The sequence below is a fragment of the Pseudomonas sp. Z5-35 genome (genome assembly GCF_051131945.1).
Lineage (GTDB): Bacteria > Pseudomonadota > Gammaproteobacteria > Pseudomonadales > Pseudomonadaceae > Aquipseudomonas > Aquipseudomonas marvdashtae.
In genome coordinates, this window is record NZ_CP071640.1 from 729,272 (window position 1) to 750,963 (window position 21,692).

15 protein-coding genes and 1 pseudogene are annotated in these 21,692 nt (G+C 62.7%); 10 read left to right on the forward strand and 6 right to left on the reverse strand.

Going from position 1 to position 21,692, the window contains the following annotated elements; translation table 11 throughout:
* Window positions 1–30: 30 nt before the first annotated feature.
* From J3P95_RS03515 to J3P95_RS03535, 5 genes are all read right to left on the reverse strand, one after another.
* Window positions 31–1,911 (reverse strand): TonB-dependent receptor domain-containing protein, encoded by a 1,881-nt coding sequence (locus J3P95_RS03515; protein WP_434578697.1) that lies wholly within the window; start codon window positions 1,909–1,911, stop codon window positions 31–33.
* 74 nt (window positions 1,912–1,985) lie between these two features.
* Window positions 1,986–3,884, reverse strand: a complete 1,899-nt coding sequence (dxs, locus tag J3P95_RS03520) for a 1-deoxy-D-xylulose-5-phosphate synthase (RefSeq protein ID WP_434560712.1) — start codon at window positions 3,882–3,884, stop codon at window positions 1,986–1,988.
* A gap of 113 nt (window positions 3,885–3,997) precedes the next feature.
* Window positions 3,998–4,885 carry a (2E,6E)-farnesyl diphosphate synthase gene (ispA, locus tag J3P95_RS03525; protein WP_434578695.1) on the reverse strand — a complete coding sequence of 296 codons (888 nt, stop codon included), beginning with the start codon at window positions 4,883–4,885 and terminating at the stop codon, window positions 3,998–4,000.
* Entirely contained in the window at window positions 4,882–5,124 is a 243-nt protein-coding gene (locus J3P95_RS03530) for an exodeoxyribonuclease VII small subunit (RefSeq protein ID WP_003185917.1), read from the reverse strand. Before J3P95_RS03530 ends, ispA begins: the two co-directional genes overlap by 4 nt.
* 227 nt (window positions 5,125–5,351) lie before the next feature.
* Complete coding sequence (locus J3P95_RS03535) at window positions 5,352–6,488, reverse strand: Fic family protein (RefSeq protein WP_434578694.1); 1,137 nt, start codon at window positions 6,486–6,488, stop codon at window positions 5,352–5,354.
* 268 nt (window positions 6,489–6,756) lie between these two features.
* Here J3P95_RS03535 and J3P95_RS03540 point away from each other — a divergent pair, with 268 nt between their 5' ends.
* From J3P95_RS03540 to J3P95_RS03565, 6 genes are read left to right on the forward strand one after another with little or no spacing between them, the layout of a single operon-like run.
* Complete coding sequence (locus J3P95_RS03540; protein WP_434578692.1) at window positions 6,757–7,545, forward strand: YfaP family protein; 789 nt, start codon at window positions 6,757–6,759, stop codon at window positions 7,543–7,545.
* A 35-nt stretch (window positions 7,546–7,580) separates the two neighbouring features.
* Window positions 7,581–9,290, forward strand: a complete 1,710-nt coding sequence (locus tag J3P95_RS03545; protein WP_434560720.1) for a DUF2138 domain-containing protein — start codon at window positions 7,581–7,583, stop codon at window positions 9,288–9,290.
* The gene (locus tag J3P95_RS03550) at window positions 9,275–9,934 is read left to right on the forward strand and encodes a DUF1175 domain-containing protein (protein ID WP_434560722.1); all 660 of its coding nucleotides are present in this window, start codon (window positions 9,275–9,277) and stop codon (window positions 9,932–9,934) included. Before J3P95_RS03545 ends, J3P95_RS03550 begins: the two co-directional genes overlap by 16 nt.
* The gene (locus J3P95_RS03555; RefSeq protein ID WP_434581307.1) at window positions 9,931–14,499 is read left to right on the forward strand and encodes an alpha-2-macroglobulin family protein; all 4,569 of its coding nucleotides are present in this window, start codon (window positions 9,931–9,933) and stop codon (window positions 14,497–14,499) included. Before J3P95_RS03550 ends, J3P95_RS03555 begins: the two co-directional genes overlap by 4 nt.
* 1 nt (window position 14,500) lies before the next feature.
* On the forward strand, window positions 14,501–16,120 hold the full coding sequence (locus tag J3P95_RS03560; protein ID WP_434578690.1) for a DUF2300 domain-containing protein: 1,620 nt from the start codon (window positions 14,501–14,503) through the stop codon (window positions 16,118–16,120).
* Between the two features lie 3 nt (window positions 16,121–16,123).
* Window positions 16,124–16,957 (forward strand): YfaP family protein, encoded by an 834-nt coding sequence (locus J3P95_RS03565; protein ID WP_434560726.1) that lies wholly within the window; start codon window positions 16,124–16,126, stop codon window positions 16,955–16,957.
* Window positions 16,958–17,071: 114 nt separating this feature from the next.
* Here J3P95_RS03565 and J3P95_RS03570 read toward each other — a convergent pair.
* A pseudogene (locus J3P95_RS03570) lies at window positions 17,072–17,194 on the reverse strand (type II toxin-antitoxin system RelB/DinJ family antitoxin); the annotation flags it as partial.
* 283 nt (window positions 17,195–17,477) lie between these two features.
* On the opposite strand from J3P95_RS03570, the gene J3P95_RS03575 reads away from it, so the two are divergent.
* The 4 genes from J3P95_RS03575 (at window position 17,478) to cyoB (ending at window position 21,692) form a co-directional block, all read left to right on the forward strand.
* Entirely contained in the window at window positions 17,478–18,365 is an 888-nt protein-coding gene (locus J3P95_RS03575) for an MBL fold metallo-hydrolase (RefSeq protein WP_434560728.1), read from the forward strand.
* Between the two features lie 160 nt (window positions 18,366–18,525).
* Window positions 18,526–18,768, forward strand: coding sequence for a YdcH family protein (locus J3P95_RS03580; RefSeq protein ID WP_434560730.1), 243 nt, complete (start codon window positions 18,526–18,528; stop codon window positions 18,766–18,768).
* A gap of 14 nt (window positions 18,769–18,782) precedes the next feature.
* Window positions 18,783–19,715, forward strand: a complete 933-nt coding sequence (gene cyoA / locus J3P95_RS03585) for a ubiquinol oxidase subunit II (protein WP_434578688.1) — start codon at window positions 18,783–18,785, stop codon at window positions 19,713–19,715.
* Between the two features lie 3 nt (window positions 19,716–19,718).
* Window positions 19,719–21,692, forward strand: a complete 1,974-nt coding sequence (cyoB, locus tag J3P95_RS03590; RefSeq protein ID WP_434578686.1) for a cytochrome o ubiquinol oxidase subunit I — start codon at window positions 19,719–19,721, stop codon at window positions 21,690–21,692.

Sequence of the window (21,692 nt, forward strand, 5' to 3'; positions counted from 1 at the left end):
ACGTCGTCATCGCCGTGCGCGGGGTTGCGATCAAAGGGCCGGCGTCCACGTCACCCCGAACAACCAGGTCCGCCGCTCTTCGCGATAACCATATTGCGCTCCGTCGTGGCTATACAGCGCCCGGCTGTAATCCTTGCCCAGCAGGTTATCCACTTTCATTTCCAGCTTCAGTTCCCGAGTCCAGGCCCAACTTGTGCGCAACCCGAGCAGGGTATAGCCGCCCAAGGCATTGCGGTTGTTTTCATCATCGTAGCTGCCGCTCACCGCTTGCCAGCTTGCGCCCAGGCCCAGGCGATCGAATTGCCGGTCCAGATCCAGGCTCAAGGTTCGGCGGGCGCGGCGGGCGAGGGTGTGGCCGCTGTCACGATCGCGCGGATCGATAATGGCCAGGCCCAGGTTGCCCTGCCAGCCGAACAACTCCTGTCGCAAGGCCGCTTCGAACCCGTTGATCCGTGCTGAGGCAACGTTCTGCGGACGCGAGTTGCTGCCAAAGATGATCGCGTCTTCCAGATCGGTGCGGTACAACGACGTTTCCAGGCGGGCGCTGTCGCTCAGTTGGCTACGCCATTGCAGCTCATAACTCTTGGCGGTTTCGGGCGCAAGGTCTGGGTTGCTGAAGTCCGGGTAGTACAGGTCGTTGAAGGTCGGCGCGCGGAAGCTTTCGCTGTAGGTCAGCAGCAGATCGTTGTCCGGGTTCATCGGTAGGGTGAGGGTGCCGCTCCAACTATTCTGGCCACCAAATTGCTGGTTCTGGTCGCGGCGCAGACCCAGTTCGGTGGAGAATTTTTCGCCTTGGAAGCGATGCTGGATAAAGGCCGCGCGGTTCCAGCGGCTGTCTTCGTCGAACGGCGTGCTGCTGTTGACGCGGTCTTGATACCAGTCGCCGCCGACGACCAGGCTGTTGCGCTCGTCCAGCGTCACGTCGTTCTGCCAGGTCAGGGAATCACGGTAGGTGTTGAAGGTTTCGCGTACATCGCTGAGCTTGTCGAAGGTTTTCTCCCGGTTCTCGCTGTGGCCGAGCTCGAGGCGCGATTTCCAGCCGTTGTTGATCCGTCCATCCACATAGCCGCTGAAACTGCTCACTGCAAATTCACTGTAGGGCTGTTGGGGCAGGGACGCGAAGGTGTTGGGGTCGAAACGGCCGAACGGATTGTCGTATTCGCTTTTGCCACGGCTATCCAGCAGGTTCAGGCCCACTTCCAGGTCGTCGCTGGGCGCATGACTCAGGCTCAGGCTGAAGGACTGGTTGCGGTTGGCATCGGCGTCTCGGTCGCTGGCGTAGGATGCGTGCGTGCGATTGCTCCCCTCGGTTTCGTCCAGGCTCGCACCGAGGTTGAAACGAGTCTGCTGGTCACCGCCGGACAGGCCGAGGCTGCGTTCCCACGTCTGCTGGCTGCCAGCACCCAGGTGCAAGCGCGGTTGCAGGCCTTGGTCGTTGCTGCGTCGAGTGAAAATCTGAATGACACCGCCCACCGCATCGGCGCCGTAGATCACCGAGCGCGAACCGCGCAGTACTTCCACGCGTTCGATCTGATTGATGTTCAGGCGCTGCAGGTTGCTGTCGCCGGACGTGGCGTTGCCGATACGCTGGCCATCCACCAGCACCAGGCTCTGGGCCGATTTGGTGCCGCGAATGTAAATCCCCGGCAGGCTGCCGCGTCCGCCCAGTGGCGCCACCTGCACGCCCGGTACGCGGCTGAGCAGCTCGGTGACGCTGGCGGGTTGCAGGCGTTCGATGTCGTCGCGGGTGAAGACGGTATTGGCGGCGCTGCTGTCGTTGCGGGCTTCGACCTGGCGGTTGGCGCTGATCACGATGTCGGGCAGCTTCAGGGCCTGGTCGCGTTCGAAGGTGTCGGCCAGCAGGTCAGGGGCAGGGAGTAGGGAAAGCGTGAGGGCGAAGCGCAGTTTCATGGCATTTCCGAGAAGATCAGAACTGCTGCGGGAGCGAGCATCGTCGTCCCCCGCAGAGTTTGTATCGGCTGACCTTACAAGCCCAGCAACTGCAACCGCAGACGCACCGATGCTTCGATCCCGGCTTCGTCCAGCCCGCATTCGGCCAGCATCTGCGCAGGCTTTGCATGCTCGACATAGGTGTCCGGCAGGCCCAGGTGCAGCACGGGTTTGAGGATGTTTTCCCTGGCCAGGTATTCGCTCACCGCCGAGCCGGCGCCGCCCATGATGGCGTTCTCCTCAATGGTCACCAGCAGCTCGTGGCTGCCGGCCATTTCCCGTACCAGGGCTTCGTCCAGGGGTTTGACGAAACGCATGTCCACCACGGTGGCATCGAGTTTTTCCGCGACTTTAAGCGACTCGGCCAATTGCACGCCGAACACCAGCAGGGCGGTTTGCTTGCCTTGGCGACGGATCACGCCCTTGCCGATCTCGATCGGCTCCAGGTCAGTTTCGATCGTGGCGTTCGGGCCATTGCCGCGAGGGTAGCGCACCGCCGCGGGACCATTGAACAGGTGGCCGGTGGTGAGCATTTTTCGCAATTCGTTTTCATCGCTCGGCGTCATGACCAACATGCCGGGGATGCAGCGCAGGTAAGACAAATCGAAACTGCCGGCGTGGGTCGGACCGTCTTCGCCGACCAGGCCCGCGCGGTCGATGGCGAACAGCACATCGAGGTTCTGCACGGCCACGTCATGCACCAGTTGGTCGTAAGCCCGTTGCAGGAAGGTCGAATAAATCGCCACCACCGGTTTCGCGCCTTCGCAGGCCATGCCGGCGGCAAAGGTCACGGCGTGCTGCTCGGCAATCGCCACGTCGAAATAGCGTTGCGGGTAGCGTTCGCTGAAGGCCACCAGGTCCGAGCCTTCCTTCATCGCCGGGGTGATGCCCACCAGGCGCGGATCGGCGGCGGCCATGTCGCACAGCCATTGGCCGAACACGCCGGAATACTTCGGTCCGCCAGCCTTTTTCGGCGCGGCGGCCGGGGCATCGAGCGGTTCGAGCTTGGTGATGGCGTGGTAGCCGATCGGATCGATTTCCGCCGGGGCGAAACCCTTGCCCTTCTTGGTCACTACGTGCAGGAATTGCGGGCCCTTGAGATCGCGCATGTTGCGCAGCGTGGCGATCAGCGTCGGCAAATCGTGGCCGTCGATGGGGCCGATGTAGTTCCAGCCCAACTCTTCGAACAGCGTGCCGGGGACCAGCATGCCCTTGGCGTATTCTTCGGTGCGCCGGGCGATTTCCCAGGCGCCGGGCAGGCGCGACAACACCTTCTTGCTGCCCTCGCGCATGCTCGCGTAGGTACGGCTGGAAAGGATCTTCGCCAAGTAGTTGGACAGCCCGCCGACGTTGCGCGAGATCGACATGTCGTTGTCGTTGAGGATCACCAGCATGTTGGCGTTGACTTCGGGAGCATGGTTAAGCGCCTCGAACGCCATGCCCGCGGTCAGTGCACCGTCGCCGATCACGGCAATCGCCTTGCGCTCGCTGTCCTGCAGGCGGGCGGCAATCGCCATGCCCAGGGCGGCGCTGATGGAAGTGCTGGAATGGCCGACGCCAAAGGTGTCGTATTCGCTCTCGGAACGGCGCGGAAAGGCCGCGATCCCGTCTTTCTGGCGCAGCGTGCCCATGCGGTCGCGACGATCGGTGAGGATTTTGTGCGGATACGCCTGATGCCCAACGTCCCACACCAGCCGGTCGTCCGGGGTGTCGAAGACGTAATGCAGCGCGATGGTCAGCTCGATGACGCCCAGGCCCGCGCCGAAATGCCCACCGGTCTGGCCGACCGTGTAGAGCAATTCCAGGCGCAACTCATCGGCCAGGGTTTCCAGCTCGGCTTCACCCAGGCGACGCAGGCCGTCCGGCGTGTTGGCGCGGTCCAGCAGTGGCGTGCTCGGGCGTGTGCGGGGAATCTCTTGGAACGTCGTGGGCATCAGGCGAATCGTTATAGGTATAGAAAGAGGCGGCAGTTTACCTTATGCATCGCAAGCTGCCCACGCGTTGGCCGGAACTTGGCCGATACGCACTATGAATGGTTGACCCTGTATCAGCTGCGTCGTTCGACGATATAACGCGCCAGCTCGCGCAGCGGCTCGGCCGCCGCGTCAAAGGGTCGCAGCGCGTCGAGGGCGTGGTCGCGCAATTCCAGGGCGTAGGCCTTGGCCGCATCGAGCCCGAGCAGGGCCGGGTAGGTTGGCTTGTCCCGCGCGATGTCGGCGCCCTGGCGCTTGCCGAGGGTCTGGGTATCGCTCTCGACGTCGAGGATGTCGTCCTGCACCTGGAATGCCAGGCCGATGGCCCGGGCATATGTCTGCAAGGCGTGAAGCTGATCGGGCGTGGCCCGGCCACTGGCCAGGGCGCCGAGTTTGACGCTGGCCTCGATCAGGGCGCCGGTCTTGTGCCGGTGCATGTATTCCAGGGCGTTTTGGTCGAGCTTCAAGCCCACCGAGCCGAGGTCGATGGCTTGGCCACCGACCATTCCAGCGGGACCGGCGGCCAACGCCAACGCGCTGACCATGTCCAGGCGAATCTGCGCCGGGCAGTTACTCAGGACCGGGTCCAGCAGGGCGCTGAACGCCAGGCTCTGCAGGCCATCGCCGGCCAGGATCGCGCAGGCTTCGTCGAATTGCTTGTGTGTTGTCGGTTGGCCGCGACGCAGATCGTCATCGTCCATGGCCGGCAGGTCGTCGTGCACCAGCGAATACGCGTGGATCAGCTCAACCGCGCAGGCGGCGCCGTTGGCCTGCTCGGCCTCGCCGCCAAGGGCTTCGCACGCGGCGTAGGCCAACAGCGGTCGCACCCGCTTGCCGCCGTTCATCACGCTGTAGCGCATGGCTTCGTACAGTCGCGCCAGTTCCGGGCTCGGGGCGCTGAACAAGGTGTCCAGCGCGGCATTGACCCGGGCTTGGCTGCTGGCCTGATAGGCGCCGATCATTCAGGCTGTTCCGCGTCAAAAGGCTCTTCGGTCAGCTCCCCGTCGCGTTCGAGCAGCAGTTGCACTTTCTGCTCGGCCTGGGCCAGCGCCGCCTGGCAGTCGCGAGTCAAGCCGATACCCTGTTCAAAAGCGGTCAGCGAGTCTTCCAGCGACAATTCGCCGTTCTCCAACCGCTCGACCAGCGTTTGCAGGTCGGCCAGAGATTGTTCGAAATCCAGTGCAGCTTTTTTGCGGGCCATGGCGGCTATTCCGGTTGACTGTTAAACCGGCGCGACACTAGCAGACATGGGGTTTTGGGGCAAATCAGGGTGGGGCTAACGCCGGCGATGATCCATTGCTTTTGTGGCGAGGGAGCTTGCTCCCGCTGGGCTGCAAAGCAGACCCAAACCTGCGAAGACTCATCCAGACTTTCAGACTTTCGACTGCTGCGCAATCGAGCGGGAGCAAGCTCCCTCGCCACGGGTGTTCAGTCAGCGGGATAGTTGATTCGATACCGGGTACTGCGCCCGCCGCCGGGCATCCTCTCCAGGCAGCCTTTTTCCAGCAGCTCCGCCAAGTGTCGCGTGGCCGTCGCCTTTGAGACCTTGGCTACGGCTTGATATTGAGCGGCGTTGATCCCCTGCTCGAAGCCCTTCTCACCGCCATCGAGCAAGCGGTTCAGGACCTTGATCTGCTTCGGGGTGAAGGCTGAGGCGCGATGGGCCTGCCAGAACCGCGTCATGCCCAGCACGCTTTCGATCTGCGCCATCGCTGTGTGCAGGCTGCGCAACAGCGTTTGCAAAAACCAGGTCAGCCAAGCGGTGATATCCAGCGTGGCTTTCTGGCTGCTTTCCAAGACTCGATAATAACCGGCGCGGTCTTCCAGGATGCTCACGGACATGGCATAGAAACGGATCGCCTGGGCCTCGCCCTGGGCCAGCGCCAAGTCGGTGAGCGTGCGAGTCAAGCGACCATTGCCATCGTCGAAGGGATGTAGGGTGACAAACCAGAAATGAGCGATACCGGCGCGTAGCAACGGATCGAGGCCGGCCTGATGACGGCTGGCCTCGAACCAGTCGACAAAGGTCTGTAAATGTCGCTCAAGCCCCTGGCGAGGCGGTGCTTCGAAGTGAACGGTTGGGCGGTCCAGCCTGCCCGAGACCACTTGCATCGGTTCGTCACCGCGCAGCGTACCCACGTGCATCTGCCGATGGGCAAAGTCACTGGTTTGGTCAGGAAACAACCAATTGTGCCATTCCAGCAAGCGCTCGACAGTCAGCGGCTGGTTGAAGTGCCGGGTCGCGTCCAGCAAGAGGTTTGCCAAGCCTTCGCTGCGTTGGCTGGCCGGATGGTCGTCGCCTTGTTCCAGACCGAGGCGGCGCGCCAGGGACGAGCGCACCGAGCCGACATTCAATTGCTCTCCTTCGATAGCCGAAGAGGTCACGATGTTTTGCAGCAGTGCGTCCAGCTCATTCTGGGCGCTGAGCGAAGCCGTGACCGCGCCTGTCATGCCGAGCAGTTGGCCTTGGGCCTGTACGCATTCGCGCAGCAGCGGTGCCAGTGCTTCGGATTGCCAGCGGAAGTCGGGCCAGTCGGGATGCTGCCAGATCCAGTAGGGTTCCATGAGCCTGTCCAAAGAGCGATGAGCCGAATAATAGCGCTATTCGGCTCATCCCGTGAGCCGAATAAATCCTCTATTCGGCTCACGCACGCTTCAGTCCGTGATTTCCCACACAGAATCGCGCGTTGCCTGATTGTGAAAAATCCGTCAAATGGCTACTCTTCGCGCCATCTACGGCCCCGTGCGACGGGGCCTTCAGACGAAACCCGAATAATGACAATCAGCGCCTGGGAAGGGCGCCGGGTTGCGTCGTGCATGGCAGGAGGCATACGTGCGTTTTCTTTCTCTATTGATCGTGTTGCTCGGTGCGCCGCTGGCGTGGGCCGCGCCTTCGGCTGAGTTGTCGGAGCCGGTCGGCGGCTGGCGCTACAGCGGCTTGCTCGATCGCACGGAAAACCCGCAAGTCGCCTACCCCACGCCGCCCATCGACCGCGGCGTGCAGCGCAATCGCACGATGATCGAGGGCCGGATCAAAGACATGGGCACCGCGCGCCAGCCCCACAGCCTGGCGGTGAATGGCAATCCGCTGAATCTCTATACCGACGACGAGGGGCGTTTTGCCCGGCCGTATGCGTTCGGCGCCGGCTCCAACAGCGTTGAAGTACGTAGCTCTGAAGGCCAGTCCCTCAAACGCGTGCAATTCTATGAAGCCAACAACCTGCGCACCCCGGCGCAGATCCGCGTGGTGCTGGGCTGGGACGATCCGAACGCCGAGCTCGACCTGCATATCGTCACACCCGACGGCCAACATGCTTTTTTCGGCCAGCCGGCGCTGAGCAATGGCGGCGGCCTCGACCCGGACGGTGTCGATGGCCCCGGCCCCGAGATGTTCACCATGACCGCGCCGATGCACGGCACTTATCTGGTCTACGTGAACTATTGGGGCAACTACGGCAGCGGCGGCTACAACTTCGATGAATCCAGCAACCAGAACGAGGTGATTACCTCGCAGATCAACCTGGTGCTCAACGAAAACACCGTCGATGAAAAACGCGAGACCTTTGTCGTGCCCCTGCGCGCCATTGGCGATCTGTTGCTGGTCAAGACTTTCAATTACTAAGTATCCGCTCCACGGATGAACAGGCCCTAGTGAATATGAGCGACAACACTGCTTCCCCGACCACGCCGACACCTGTCGCCAAACCTGTGCGCCGCTGGCCGGCGATACTGATCGGGCTGTGCCTGGTAACGGGGGTCGCCGCCGGGTTGGGCTGGTTCATGACCAAGCCCAAGTCGCCGCCCATGGAGCTGGCACTGGAAAAGCTCGGCCTGAGCCGCCCCGACGGCTTGCTCGAGGCCCACTCCCTGAGCCAATTGCCCAAGGACCTGTTGGCCGTGCCATTCCTCAAGGCCACGCTCACCGAGGATTTCGTCTTCTATTACGAAGCCCATGCCGACCGTCTCGGGCTGATCGGCAGCCTGCGCCGGATCATCTACGAGCATGACCTCAAGCTGCAGGACAGCCTGATCGAGCAGCTTTTCGACCAACCGGCGGACGTGGCGCTGTGGCGCGGTGCGGACGGTCGGCTCAAGGATTTCCTGTTGGTGATGGATCGCGGCGGGTTGGCCAAGGTGCTGGAGCCGTTGGCAAAAGTCGCCTTGGATGACACCCAGTTGAGCAAACTCGGCGACTTGAAAGTGGGCGGCGATGAAGTCGCGCTGTACCAGCTCAGTTATAACGCCAGCAAATCCCTGGTCTTCGCCTCCCATGGTGACAAGCTCGTCGTGCTGTCCAACCCGACCAAGCTTTACGACAAGGGCAATGGCCCCACCGATGAACCCGGCATGGTCTCGACCCAGGCCATCGAAGCGCTGCTGGCCGGTGAAAAACTCTTTCCCGAAGCCTTCGGCCTGGCGCCCAAGGCGCCGCAGGTCAAGCAACGCATCTCGGTCAACGCCAGCGTGCTTGCCATGGGTTACCAGCGTTTCATCCCGAACTTTGCCGGGTTGCGTTTCGACATGGACGACAAGGGCTGGCACAGCTTCCTGGCCATGGACGAGCAGGAGAACCAGCCTGACTTCGACTTCAAGCCAATCTGGCAAGCCATGCCCATGGGCGCCAGCGCCTGTGTCGCCTTGCCGCTGGCGGCGGAGCAACAGAAGCCGCTGCTGGTGAAACTCGGCGCCGACGACAAGGCCGCCCAGGCCATGGTCGACCACATGGCCGGCGCGGCAGGCCTGTGCTGGTACGCCGAGTCGCGCCTGTACACGCCGCTGCTGGTGGCAAGTTTGAATGACGACGAGGGCAAGCTCGACGGCGACCTGGGCAACCTGTTCGGTTCGATGGTGGGCGCCTACGAAAACAACGTTGCCGAGCACGCGTTCCCGGTGGTCGAGAAGCAAGAAGGCTCGACGCACCAGTGGCAGCGCCAGGTCAGTTCAAACTTCGGTCCTTATTCGGCCAAGGAAGCGCAGCAGCCCGAAGCGATCACCGGCAAGGCGTTCATGCGCGTGAGCCTGGCGCGGCACGGCTCGACGTTGCTGTTCTCCCTGGACGACAAACTGGTGGACAAGGCCCTCGGCACCCTCGACAAGCGCTTCCCGCCCATGGCCGACGTCGTGCCCAAGGACGTGCTGATGCCGATTTACTTCGGTCCCGACTCCATGGCGCAACTGATGCAGCGCGAAACCCTCGACAGCCTGCCCCAGGACATGGAGCCAGTGTTCTACAACGCCGCGCAAACCTACCTGATTCCTAAACTGCGCACCCTCGGCGGCTACGGCAAATACGCCCTGACGTTGCCTGAGGGCAGCGAGCCGGACGGCCATTGGCAGTGGCTGCCGCTGGAATGGAAAGCGCTGTGACAGCACTGATCCGCAACCCAGCGTTGGCGTTGCTACTGGCGTTGCTGCTCGGCGGGCCTGCGCTTGCCGTCGAGGCGCCGCCGTTGGACGCCCAGCAATCCCAGGTCTTTCGTGCCTGGTTCGTGCGCATCGCCCAAGAGCAACTGACCAAAGGCCCGAGTCCGCGCTGGTATCAGCAGGATTGCGCCGGCCTGGTGCGCTTCGCCGCCAACGAAGCGCTGAAGGTCCACGATGACAAATGGCTGCGCAGTAATGGTTTGTCCAATCGTTACCTGCCACCGGAATTGCCCCTGAGCGATGCGCAACGGCGCCTTGCCCAGCAATGGCAGCAGGGTGGCGGCAAAGTCGGGCCCTATGTCAACGCGATCAAGTTGATCCAGTTCAATAGCCGCCTGGTGGGTCGCGATGTCACCCAGGCCCGGCCCGGCGACTTGATGTTCTTCGATCAGGGCGACGACCAGCACCTGATGATCTGGATGGGCCGCTACATCGCCTATCACACCGGCACCACTACCCCAACTGACAACGGCATGCGCTCCGCAAGCCTGCAACAACTCATGAACTGGAAGGACACCCGATGGATACCCGACGCAGCCAACCCCAACTTCATCGGCGTCTATCGACTCAACTTTCTCACCCAATGACCGGTGCCCGCATGCTGCGCTTGTGTTCGAAATTGCCCCTGCTGTTTGCCTTGTTGCTGGCCCCCTTGGTGAACGCCGAAGACACGGTGGAGCCCAGCGGCTACACGCCGGTGTCCGGTGAGAGCTTCTTCCTGCTGGCCGACAGCAGCTTTGCCAGCGACGAGCAGGCGATGGTCCGTCTCGAAGCGCCGGGCCGCGACTACCGTCGGTTCCGCATGGAGCCCTACGGCGGCGCCGACATCCGCGTCTATCGCATCGAAAAGCCACTGGACTTCCTCAAGCGCCAGAAAAACTTGCACCGCGTGGTCAGCGACGGCCAGTTCAAGGGCGAAGGCCTGTCCAACACCCTCGCGTACCTGTGGGACAACTGGTACCGCAAGTCCCGCCGGGTGATGCAGCGGGCGTTCTCCTACGAGTCGCGTCAGCAGGTCACTGAAGAAGTGCCGGAACTGAAGGTCGGCAACGCCCTGATCGCTCCGACCCCGTACGACGCTCCAGCGCAATTCGCCTTGATCCCCGATTTGCCAGTGGTCAGCCAGTTCCGCTACCCGCTGTGGCAGGCCAAACCGATCCAGCCGCCGGCCGGCGTCGACCTGGCCGGTTCGTCCAGCGACTTCGTCAGCGTCGCGCCGGGTAACGTCTATGTGCCGCTGGGTCAGTTGAAGCCGGGCCTGTACCTGGTGGAAGCGCTGATCGGCAAATATCGCGCGACCACCATGGTCTTCGTCTCCAATACCGTGGCGGTGAGCAAGATTGCCGGCGACGAGTTGCTGGTCTGGGCCGCGCGCAAGCATGAAGGGCGCTCGGTGCCCAAGGTCAACGTGTTGTGGACCGACGGCCTGGGCGTGATGAGCAGCGGAGCCACCGATGAAGATGGCCTGCTGCGCCTCAAGCACGTCAGCCCGGAGCGTTCGTTCGTCATCGGTGAAGACGAAGAGGGTGGGGTGTTTGTCTCGGAAAATTTCTACTACGACAGCGAAATCTACGACACCAAGCTCTACGCCTTCACCGACCGGCCGCTGTACCGGCCGGGGGATTGGGTGTCGCTGAAAATCGTCGGGCGCGAGTTCAAGAACGCCCGTGAATCGGTGCAACCGACCGCCGCCGACGTCAACGTCAGCGTGTTGGACGCGACCGGCACCGCGTTGCAAACCCTGGCCTTGAAGCTGGACTCCAAGGCCGGCACCCAGGGCCGTTTCCAACTGCCGGAAAACGCCGTGGCCGGTGGTTATGAATTGCGCTTGCGCTACAAGGACCAGCTCTACAGCAGCGCCTTCCGTGTGGCTGAATACATCAAGCCGCACTTCGAGATTGCCCTGAACCTGGCCAAGCAGGATTACCGCACCGGTGAGCCGGTCAAAGGCAATCTCGTGTTGCTGTACCCCGACGGCAAGCCGGTGGCGAACGCCAAGGTGAGCCTGAGCCTGCGGGCCCAGCAACTGTCGATGGTCGATAACGAGCTGCAATACCTGGGGCAATTCCCGGTCGAGCTGACCAGCAGCGAAGTGACTACCGACGACAAGGGCAACGCCACCCTCGACCTACCGGCCGCGGACAAGCCGAGCCGCTATACGTTGACGGTATTCGCCAGCGATGGCGCGGCGTACCGGGTCAAGACCACCAAGGAAATCCTCATCGACCGTGGCGCGGCGAATTTCCGCTTGAGCGCGCCCCAGCGGTTCAGCGCCGCCGGCCAGAAGGTCTCGTTCAGCTACGCCAACGAGGGCGGCAACGAGCAAGCCAAGGCTGTAGCGCCGGGCAGCTACGCCTGGGTGCGCCTGGAAGACCAGACCACCGGTGAAGGCAAGTTGGCGGCCAAGGACAAGGGCTTCAGCCTGACCTTCGAGCGTCCGGGCACCTACAACCTGACGCTCAAGGACGACCACGGCCGGGTCATTGGCGCCGCCGCCCACGCGGTGACCGGTCAAGGGGTCAAGGCCGTGCCGGGCACGGTCGAGATCGTTTTTGACAAGCCTGAATACAAGACCGGTGACGAAGCCCTGGCGTTGATCACCTTCCCCGAGCCGGTCAGCGATGCGCTGCTGTCCCTGGAGCGGGACAAGGTCGAGGCCACTGCCCTGCTGACCAAGGGCGCCGACTGGCTGAAGATGGAAAAACTCAGCGACACCCAATACCGCGCGCGCATCACCGTGAAAGACAACTTTGCGCCGAACCTGACCTTCTCGGTGCTGTACACCAAGGGCGGCCAGTACAGTTTCCAGAACGCCGGCATCAAGGTCGTTGCGCCGCAGATCGACGTGGCCATCACCACTGATAAAGCCACCTACCGGCCGGGCGACACCGTGACCGTGGACCTCGGCACCCATTTCGCCGGCAAGGCGATCCCGGCGCACCTGACCGTCAGCGTTGTCGATGAAATGGTCTACGCGCTGCAACCGGAAGTCGCGCCGACCATCGACCAGTTCTTCTATCACCCGCGTCGTAACAACGTGCGCACCAGCGCCAGCCTGTCGTTCATCAGCTACGACGTGGCATTGCCAGGCAGCCCCGGCGCGCCGGGCAAGGCCAACCGCAGCGAGCGTGGCGTCAAGGTACTGGAGCGACCGCGTCGCGAGGACGTCGACACCGCCGCGTGGCAACCGGAGCTGGTCACCGACGCCAATGGCAAGGCCCGCTTCACCTTCAAGATGCCGGACTCGCTGACCCGCTGGCGCATCACCGCCAAGGCGATCGCCGACGACGGCCAAGTGGGACAGAAGAAGCAATTCATCGCCTCGGAAAAACCGCTGTACCTGAAGTGGAGCGGCCCGACCCGTTTCCGCGTAGGCGACAAGCCGCAACTGGGCATGTTCGTCTTCAGCCAATCGGAAAAGCCGCTGAAGGCCGAGCTGGTGATCCGTTACGCCGGTGCCGAACAGCGCGTCGTGGCGGACCTGAAAAGCGGCATCAACTACGTGGCGTTGCCTGCCATGGAGCTGAGTAATGGCGACTTGAACGTGCAGTTGCAACTCAACGGCGAAACCCAGGACGCCCTGGCCATGCACTTGAACGCCAGCGGCAACGGTTGGCAAGTCACCCAGAGCCAACGCCTCGACGTGGCCAGCGGCGACACCCCGCTGACCTTGCCAGCCGACGCCAGCGACATTCGCTTGCGCCTGGATGACAGCCCGCAAGCGCTGTTCCGTTCGGCCCTCGATGACCTGCTGAGCTACCCGTACGGCGGCGTCGAGCAGACCGCCAGCCGCCTGCTGCCGTTGAGCATCGCCTACCCGACATTGGCGTCGAACCCGCAGATCCGCGACCGCTTGCGGTTGATCATGCAGAACAGCCGCCTGCGCCTGGTGCAAATGGCCGGTCCATCGGCAAGCTTTACTTGGTGGGGCCAGGACGGTGAGCCGGATGCGTTCCTCACCGCCTATGCCTATTACGCGGACTGGCACGCCAGCCAGGCGCTGGACTTGAGCCTGCCGCCGGAACACTGGCAGCGGGTGCTGGAGGTCTACGCCAAGCAGGCCGGTGATACGCCGCTGTTGCAACGTGCGCTGATCCTGTCGTTCGCCAAGCAGATGCAACTGCCGGTGAACACCTTGCTCAGTGGCTTGATGGATGATCTGGCGAAGGCCAGCGAAGACAGCACCGAGAGCGTGCTGGACAGCGGTGAAGACAGCCTGGTCATGTACGCGCCGGATTCAGCCCTTGGCCTGGCCAGCGCCCGTGTCCTGACGGCATCGCTGGCCAAACAGGCGAAAGTGCCATTGCCAGCCGCCTTCAGTCGCCAAGCGGACGCCGCGCAACAGCAGTTGGAGCTCAGCTCGCAACCGTTTGTCGAGGCCTTGCTCTTGTCGTTGCAGAGCTTCGACCAGACGCGTGCCACGGCGCTGCTCGAGCGTGTGCTGCCGCAACAGTCCACCCTCGAGCGGGCCCTGGCCTTGACCTGGCTGCAACGCAGCATCGAACAGGCCGCACCGGCCGTGGCTTTGGCGCCGGGCGAAGGCTGGGCAGCCAAGCAAGGCGCGACCGGTGAAACCTACTGGCAATGGCAGGGCGCGCAGCTTCCAACGATGTTGACCCTGACCGGCGCCCAGGAGCGTCCATTGCAAGCGGCATTGAGCTTCCAGAGCCAGCAAGCGCCCTTGGCGCCGATGGCCGTATCCATCACCCGCCGCCTGTCCCGTCTGGTGCCGGGCGACGAGGCCTTCACCTTCAAGCTCGAAGCGGTGGGCAACAAACCGTTGTCCAGTGACAGCCTCTATCTGGATGAAGTGATCATCAACAGCAAGGCCCCGACTCCGCTGCGCTACGGCATGCTCGAAGTGCCGCTGCCGCCGGGCGCCGATGTGGAACGCACGACGTGGGGCATTCAGTTGCTGGGCAAGGCCGACAGTGAGTCGACGTCCCTGGAAAAGGCTCGTTTCGAGCCGGGCCAGATGGCCTACGCGGTGCCGGTGGATGCCCTCAGTGGCGAGCTGCGCCTGCGTCATTTGGTGCGCTTCTCCCAGAAGGGCCAGTTCAGCGTGCCGCCGGTGCGTTTCACTCAGGTCTACGCGCCACAGAACCAGGCCCGGGAGCAGAAACCGGCACTCGGTCAGGTCACGGTCGACTGACATGCGCAAGCGGCGGGGCTGGTGGTGGCTGTGCTTGATTCCTGCGCTGGCGACAGCGCAGGAGGAGCCGTTGCGCCTGGCCTTCGATGGCGAACTGCTGCGAGTGAGCCAGACCCAAGTGCTGGACCGCCAGCCACTGCCCGATTCGTTGCAAGCGCCGCTGGGCAGCTTGTGGAAGCTGTTCGTCTACGCCTGGCTGGTAGACACCGATGCCCGCGAGCCTGTGTATGAATGTCGCGGTGAATCGAAAGAGGAAGTCTATTGCTGCACCGCCGGAAAGAGCATTGGCCGCGACCAGGCGCTGGTGAAGTCCTGCGGTTTGTATTTCGAACCGCAACGCCTCGGGCTTTCGACCGCGACTTGGCGTGATTACTGGCAGGTCCGCCAGGCACCGAATTGGTTGTTGGATTTGCCGGCCTTGCAGCCGCAAACCCAGGTGCCTGTCGCGCAATTGCTCAAGGCGCTGGCCATGCTGCCGGCCCAGGATCAGGCCCGCCGGGTGTTGCTCGACGTCGTGCTTGGCGCGGCGGACGGGCGAGTGGTCGGCCAGTTGGGCGGGCGCTTGCGGGTCAAGACCTGGAGTTGGCTGGGCGACCAGGGGCCTGCGTCGCGCCAGGGCGGTTTCGCCGGTTGGCTGGCCGACGGTACGCCGGTTTGGGCCGGTGGCCGCGGCACCAGCCAGCAAATCCTGAAAAAGTACGGCGATGGCCTGGCCACGGCCTTGCCATCCCGCTGGCCGGCGGAAACCGGGCGTTGTGTGGAAGTCGACCTGTTTGCCCGTTATCCCTTGCAACGGGTGATGGCTGGTGAGCGTCCAGCCACGCCGGGTCAGCTGCGTGGCGACTATCGCGTCGAGTTCACCAACGGCAACCAGTTGGATATCCACAGCGACGGCGAATTGTTCCTGATGCCCGGCAAGCTGGTGGCGCGCCTGGACCGGGAGGAATACGTCGCCCGGGTCTTGCAACGCGAAGCCAAGGCCGAGCCCGTCGAAGCCGCCAAGGCGTTGGCCGTGGCGATCCGCACCTACCTGCTGCAAAACGCCCAGCGCAATGGCGATTGCCTGAGCATCGACGACAGCAGCCACCGCCAGCGCGTCGCCCCGCGTCCGGCGGCGCCTGAAACCCGCGCCGTTGCGGCGTGGACCACGGACCTGGTCCTGGCGGGCACCGATGTCACTTACCACTCCGATCAGCCAGGTCCGGACAAGTTGTCCTGGGCGCACGCCGTCGAGCAGGCCAACGGCGGCCAGCGTTATGACGCCATCCTGCTACACGCTTATCCGCGCGCCAGCCTTAGCCGCTGGGACAATCCGGTGGCGTCCTGCGAAGCGCTGCCCGCCGCCCAGGAATGGCTGCTGAAACAGCGACGGGGCTGGCGTGAGCGGCTGGAAAGCGAAGTGGGCTACAACGAAATCAGTGCTTTCGCCGTCTGCCGCGTCGCCTTTGGCCGGCCTTACGTTGACCGCGAGCGCCAGCGCATCTATGTGCGCGGCGTACTGACGCTGCAAGACCGCCTCGACCTGACACATGAATACCTGCACCTGGCCTTTGAAGCTCATCCCAACGGCCAGGACGAAACCTATATCGAAGGGCTTGCCCGTCACCTCTTGCTGGAATAGACCATGACACTCCGTTATCCACAGGTCTTGCTGTTGCTCTGCGCCCTGACTGCGTTGCCACCGGCCATTGGCGCCGACACCATTAAACTGGACACTCCGGTCGGCGGCTGGCGCAGCGGTGCGCCGGGCGGCGAGGGCGAAAGCTTCAGCCAGACCGTCAACTACCCGGCCTCGTCGGTCAATACGCCCCCAGGCCAGGCCGACACGGCACGCATCAGCGGCCAGATCAAAGGCGCGCCCAAGGACAGCAGCGCGCCGGGCCAGCTCATCGTCAATGGCGTCAGCCTGCCGCTGAAAGTGGATGAAGAAGGCCGTTTCGACCGCCCGTTCTCATTCCCCAACGGCAGCAACAGCGTTGAAGTGCGCAGCGCCGACGGCCAGCAGCGCCACCGCACGCAATTCCTCAACACCAGCGGCGGCGCCACCCCGGCCAAGCTGCGCGTCCTGCTGACCTGGGACAGCGACGGCACCGACCTCGACCTGCACCTTGTCACTCCCGACGGCGCCCACATCTGGTACGGCGACCGCGCCGTCGCCAACGGCGGCGCGCTCGACGTCGATGTCACCACCGGCTATGGCCCGGAAATTTTCGCCATGCCCGCGCCCATCAAGGGCCAGTACCTGGTGTACGTGAATTACTATGGCGGCGGGTATCGCAGTGACGAGGATGAAGAGGGCGACGGTGAACAAGTGGAGCAGGCGCAACAAGCCCTGACCACGGCCCAGGTCACCGTCATCACGGAAGAAGGCACGCCGAGCGAGAAGATGGAAACGTTTGTGGTGCCAATGCGCGCGGTCGGCGAGCTGACGTTGGTCAAGAGCTTCAGCTACCCCTGAACCCGACGCGATCCATGGGGCGAGGGAGCAAGCTCCCTCGCCACGAAAAGCGCTGGTGGCGCCCCCACGAACAGCGCCAGTCAATCCGTCAGGGCACGTCGATCAAACTCCAGGCTATAGGTCATCCAGGCTTACCTTAACCCTTTGAGGGTTAGCGAGACGCTCCGTCACAACGGCAATGAGCGCTTCGTCTTCTTCGCTGAGTAGCGCAGCTTTGAAAGGCAGCTTGCCTCGCTCCATGTGGCGAGGGAGCTTGCTCCCGCTGGGCTGCGCAGCGGCCCCAACAGGGTTGGATGCGCTAATCCTGGCTAACCGCGCCGGCTGATCTAGGGGCGCTGCGCACCCCAGCGGGAGCAAGCTCCCTCGCCACAGGTGGTTCACTTTATTCCCCCTCGCCAGGCGCTGCACTAAGCCACCACCCGTCGCCTTCTCGGAATTCCCTCAACGTCCCGCCAGTCGATTCCACAGAGTCCGTTAAAAAACCTGCAACAAAAGCCCCACCCGGGAAAGGAGGCCGTCCATGCGCATCCATCATCTGAACTGCGGTTGCATGTGCCCGGTGGGTGGTGCGCTGTTCGATGGCTACAGTCGAGGGCTGACCGCGTGCCTGGTGTGTCATTGCCTGCTGATTGAAACCGACACCAACGGCCTGGTCCTGGTGGACACCGGTTTCGGCCAGCGGGATGTGCAGACGCCCGAGCGGCTGAGTCGTTTTTTCCGCATGTTCAACAACATCAAGTTCGAGCATCGCCTCACGGCTTTGGAGCAAGTGCGGCACCTGGGCTTCGACGCCAATGACGTGCGGCATATCCTGCTGACGCACCTGGATTTCGATCATGCCGGCGGACTCCAGGATTTCCCCCAGGCCCGGGTGCATGTCATGCGCGACGAGATGGCGGCGGCGCGTTCCGCTGACAGCTGGATCAGTCGGCGACGGTTCCAGGCGCGGCAATGGCAAGGCGTCGACAGTTGGGAGTTCTACAACACCGAAGGCGACACCTGGTTTGGTTTTGACTCGGTGCGCGCGCTGGTCGGGGCCGAAGAAGAGGACATTTTCCTGGTGCCGCTCCAGGGCCACACCGCCGGCCACGCCGGGATTGCCCTGCGCACCGCCCATGGCTGGATGCTGCACGCCGGCGACGCGTATTTTTTCCACGATGAAGTGCATCGACCCGAGCGTCACTGCCCGCCGGGCCTGAAGTTCTATCAATACATGATGGACACTCACCGCCCGGCACGGATGCGCAATCAGAATCGCCTGCGGGAGTTGGCGCGGACCCAGGACGGGCACGTCGAGATTTTTTGCAGCCACGACGCCAGGGAGTGGGAGCGCGCCACCCTCCAGGCTCGCACGGTCCGGGTAGACTCCACGGCCATGCCATCGGCTGCGGGCAGACAGTCTTCCTGACCCGATCCAACCGGAAACCGCGTTCCCTTTGCCCACGTCTCGTGGGCTTTTTTTATCAGGGATGCCGTTCGTCACCGTGTCCAGATGTTTCTTTCAACTTAGCCGTGGGGGCCAATTCTAAAAATCGTGTACCCCAACATCACTGCTTAAGGAGAAGGCCATGCCTGCTTCTCACGATCTCTATCAAGATTTGAATTGCAGCAAAGAGGCGGTTCAACAACGTCGTCAACAAGACCCGGAGCTTGATCGCCTGCTCGATGAATACACGGACGTGGATAACCAGGTCCTGGCGGCCGAATCGATATCGGCGGGCAACGTCGAGGATGATGACATCCGCAGACTCAAGGAACAGCGTCTGTCGATCAAAGACAAGATCGCTCGGCAACTGACAAACACTCAATAAGCGAAGCGTAAGACATGGGAACTCGACTGCCTTGTTACTTGATGAGGTTGTTGCTGGTCGGCGGGATACTGTTGCTCGGTGGTTGCGACATGGTGTTGTTCAATCCCAAGGGCCAGGTCGGCGTTGACCAACGCAACTTGATCATTCTCTCGACGTTATTGATGTTGCTGGTGGTGGTACCGGTCATCGTCATGACGTTCGTTTTCGCAGTGAAATACCGCGCCTCCAACGAAAAGGCCCAGTACACGCCCGAGTGGGCCCACTCGCGCAAGATCGAAACGGTGGTGTGGGGCGTTCCGTTGGTGATCATCATCATCCTGGGCGTGGTTACCTGGAAGTCGACCCATGCGCTGGACCCATACCGGCCGTTGGACTCGGACGTGAAACCGATCGTGGTGCAGGTTATCGCGGCGGACTGGAAATGGGTGTTTATCTACCCGGAACTGGGCATTGCCTCGGTCAACGAACTGGCCATGCCGCTGGATACACCGGTGAACTTCAAGGTGACGTCCGACGGCGCCATGACCTCGTTTTTCATCCCGGCCCTCGGCGGGCAGATCTATGCCATGGCCGGCATGCAGACCCAACTGCACCTGATCGCCAACGAGGCCGGGGAATATCGAGGCATCGCCGCCAACTACAACGGCCCGGGATTCTCCGACATGCACTTTCGGACCCTGGCCACCGACGCGGCGGGCTTCGACAAGTGGGTCGCCCAGGTCAGGGCGGGGCAGGCACGGTTGGACAAGGACAGTTATGCCCGACTTGCCAAGCCGACGTTCAAGCATCCGGTGGAGCATTACGCCTCGATCCAGCCGGACTTGTTCCAGAGCATTATCGATAAATACGAAGGCATGAACCGTTCCCGTGAAGTCGAGCATCGCATGCACGACATGCAGGGCAGCATCGAGCCTCCCGTCGGGGCTCAAAGGTCAGCGCAGGAGTAAGACATGTTTGGAAAACTCACCCTTGAGGCGATCCCGACGGATGAGCCGATCATCATGTGGACGCTGGCGGTGGTGGGCCTGGTTGCCTTGGCCGGCATGGGCGCCATCACCTATCAGCGCAAATGGACCTACCTGTGGAAAGAGTGGTTTACCTCGGTGGACCACAAGCGCATCGGCGTGATGTACATCATCGTGGCGCTGGTGATGCTACTGCGCGGTTTCTCCGACGCGATCATGATGCGCACGCAACAGGCCATGGCGTCCGACGGCTCGCCCGGCTACCTGCCTCCGGAACACTACGACCAGATCTTCACGGCCCATGGCGTGATCATGATTTTCTTCATGGCGATGCCGCTGGTGGTGGGCTTGATGAACATCGTCGTGCCCTTGCAGATCGGTGCCCGGGACGTGGCGTTCCCGTTCCTCAATGCGTTGAGTTTCTGGCTGTTCGTCGCCGGTGCAATGCTGGTGAACATCTCCCTGGCGGTCGGTGAATTCGCCCGCACCGGTTGGGTCGCGTATCCGCCGTTATCAGGGTTGTCCTACAGCCCCGGGGTCGGGGTGGATTACTACATCTGGTCATTGCAGGTATCCGGCGTGGGGACGTTACTCACCGGGGTGAATTTCTTCGTCACCATCCTGAAAATGCGTACGCCGGGCATGACCCTTTTCCGCATGCCGGTGTTCACCTGGACGGTGCTGTGCACGGCGGTGCTGATCCTTGCCTCGTTCCCGATTCTCACCGCCACGCTGTTGATGCTCAGCCTCGACCGCTACCTGGACATGCACTTCTTCACCAACGAGCTGGGCGGCAACCCGATGATGTACGTCAACCTCATCTGGGCCTGGGGCCACCCGGAGGTGTACATCCTGATCCTGCCGGCGTTCGGCATCTTCTCCGAGGTGGCGTCGACCTTCAGCCGCAAGCGCCTGTTCGGCTACCACTCGCTGGTGTGGGCGACGATTGCAATCACGATCCTGTCGTTCATCGTCTGGGTGCACCACTTCTTCACCATGGGCTCGGGGGCGAACGTCAACGCGTTCTTCGGCATCATGACCATGATCATCGCCGTGCCCACCGGGGTGAAAATCTTCACTTGGCTGTTCACCATGTACCGTGGGCGCGTGCGCTTTGAAACGCCGATGCTGTGGACGGTCGGCTTTATCGTCACCTTCAGCATCGGCGGCATGACCGGCGTGTTGCTGGCGGTGCCCGGCGCGGATTTCCTGCTGCACAACAGCCTGTTCCTGATCGCCCACTTCCATAACGTCATCATCGGCGGCGCCGTGTTCGGCTATCTGTGTGGCCTGACGTACTGGTTCCCCAAGGCCTTCGGCTTCAAGCTTCATGATGGTTTTGGCCGGGCGGCGTTCTGGTGCTGGATCATCGGCTTCTACTTTGCCTTCATGCCGTCCTATTTCCTGGGCTTCATGGGCATGACCCGGCGCCTGAATCACTTCAACGTACCCGAATGGCGGCCGTGGCTGGAACTGGAATTGCTCGGCGTCGGCATCATTCTCTGCGGCGTGGTCTGCCAGATCCTGCAGTTCTACTTCAGCATTCGCCAGCGCCACCAGAACCGCGACCTCACCGGCGACCCATGGGACGGCCGCACGCTGGAGTGGTCCACCGCCTCGCCGCCGCCGTTCTACAACTTCGCCCAGCAACCGGTGGTGGACGGCATCGACGCCTATTGGGGCATGAAGGAGCGCGGCCAGAAGACCGTCGTCGAAGCCGATTACCAGAGCATTCACATGCCGCGCAACACCGCCATGGGCCTGGTCATCAGCCTGTTCAGCCTGATCATGTGTTTCGCCTTGGTCTGGCATATCTGGTGGCTGGCCATCGTCGGGCTGGTCGCGACCATTGGTGGCGTGATCTGGCGCAGCGCCGATGACGACATCGATTACTACGTCCCCGCCGAAGAGGTGGCGCGGATCGAAAATCAACGCATCAAGGCATTGGCGGAGGCTTGA

Excerpts from the sequence above, each read along its gene's own strand:
- cyoB (WP_434578686.1), top strand. The coding sequence starts at position 19,719 with ATGTTTGGAAAACTCACCCTTGAGGCGATCCCGACGGATGAGCCGATC.
- J3P95_RS03580 (WP_434560730.1), top strand. The coding sequence starts at position 18,526 with ATGCCTGCTTCTCACGATCTCTATCAAGATTTGAATTGCAGCAAAGAG.
- J3P95_RS03535 (WP_434578694.1), bottom strand. The coding sequence starts at position 6,488 with ATGGAACCCTACTGGATCTGGCAGCATCCCGACTGGCCCGACTTCCGC.
- ispA (WP_434578695.1), bottom strand. The coding sequence starts at position 4,885 with ATGATCGGCGCCTATCAGGCCAGCAGCCAAGCCCGGGTCAATGCCGCG.
- J3P95_RS03555 (WP_434581307.1), top strand. The coding sequence starts at position 9,931 with ATGACCGGTGCCCGCATGCTGCGCTTGTGTTCGAAATTGCCCCTGCTG.
- J3P95_RS03530 (WP_003185917.1), bottom strand. The coding sequence starts at position 5,124 with ATGGCCCGCAAAAAAGCTGCACTGGATTTCGAACAATCTCTGGCCGAC.
- J3P95_RS03515 (WP_434578697.1), bottom strand. The coding sequence starts at position 1,911 with ATGAAACTGCGCTTCGCCCTCACGCTTTCCCTACTCCCTGCCCCTGAC.
- J3P95_RS03565 (WP_434560726.1), top strand. The coding sequence starts at position 16,124 with ATGACACTCCGTTATCCACAGGTCTTGCTGTTGCTCTGCGCCCTGACT.
- J3P95_RS03560 (WP_434578690.1), top strand. The coding sequence starts at position 14,501 with ATGCGCAAGCGGCGGGGCTGGTGGTGGCTGTGCTTGATTCCTGCGCTG.
- dxs (WP_434560712.1), bottom strand. The coding sequence starts at position 3,884 with ATGCCCACGACGTTCCAAGAGATTCCCCGCACACGCCCGAGCACGCCA.
- cyoA (WP_434578688.1), top strand. The coding sequence starts at position 18,783 with ATGGGAACTCGACTGCCTTGTTACTTGATGAGGTTGTTGCTGGTCGGC.
- J3P95_RS03550 (WP_434560722.1), top strand. The coding sequence starts at position 9,275 with ATGGAAAGCGCTGTGACAGCACTGATCCGCAACCCAGCGTTGGCGTTG.
- J3P95_RS03545 (WP_434560720.1), top strand. The coding sequence starts at position 7,581 with ATGAGCGACAACACTGCTTCCCCGACCACGCCGACACCTGTCGCCAAA.
- J3P95_RS03575 (WP_434560728.1), top strand. The coding sequence starts at position 17,478 with ATGCGCATCCATCATCTGAACTGCGGTTGCATGTGCCCGGTGGGTGGT.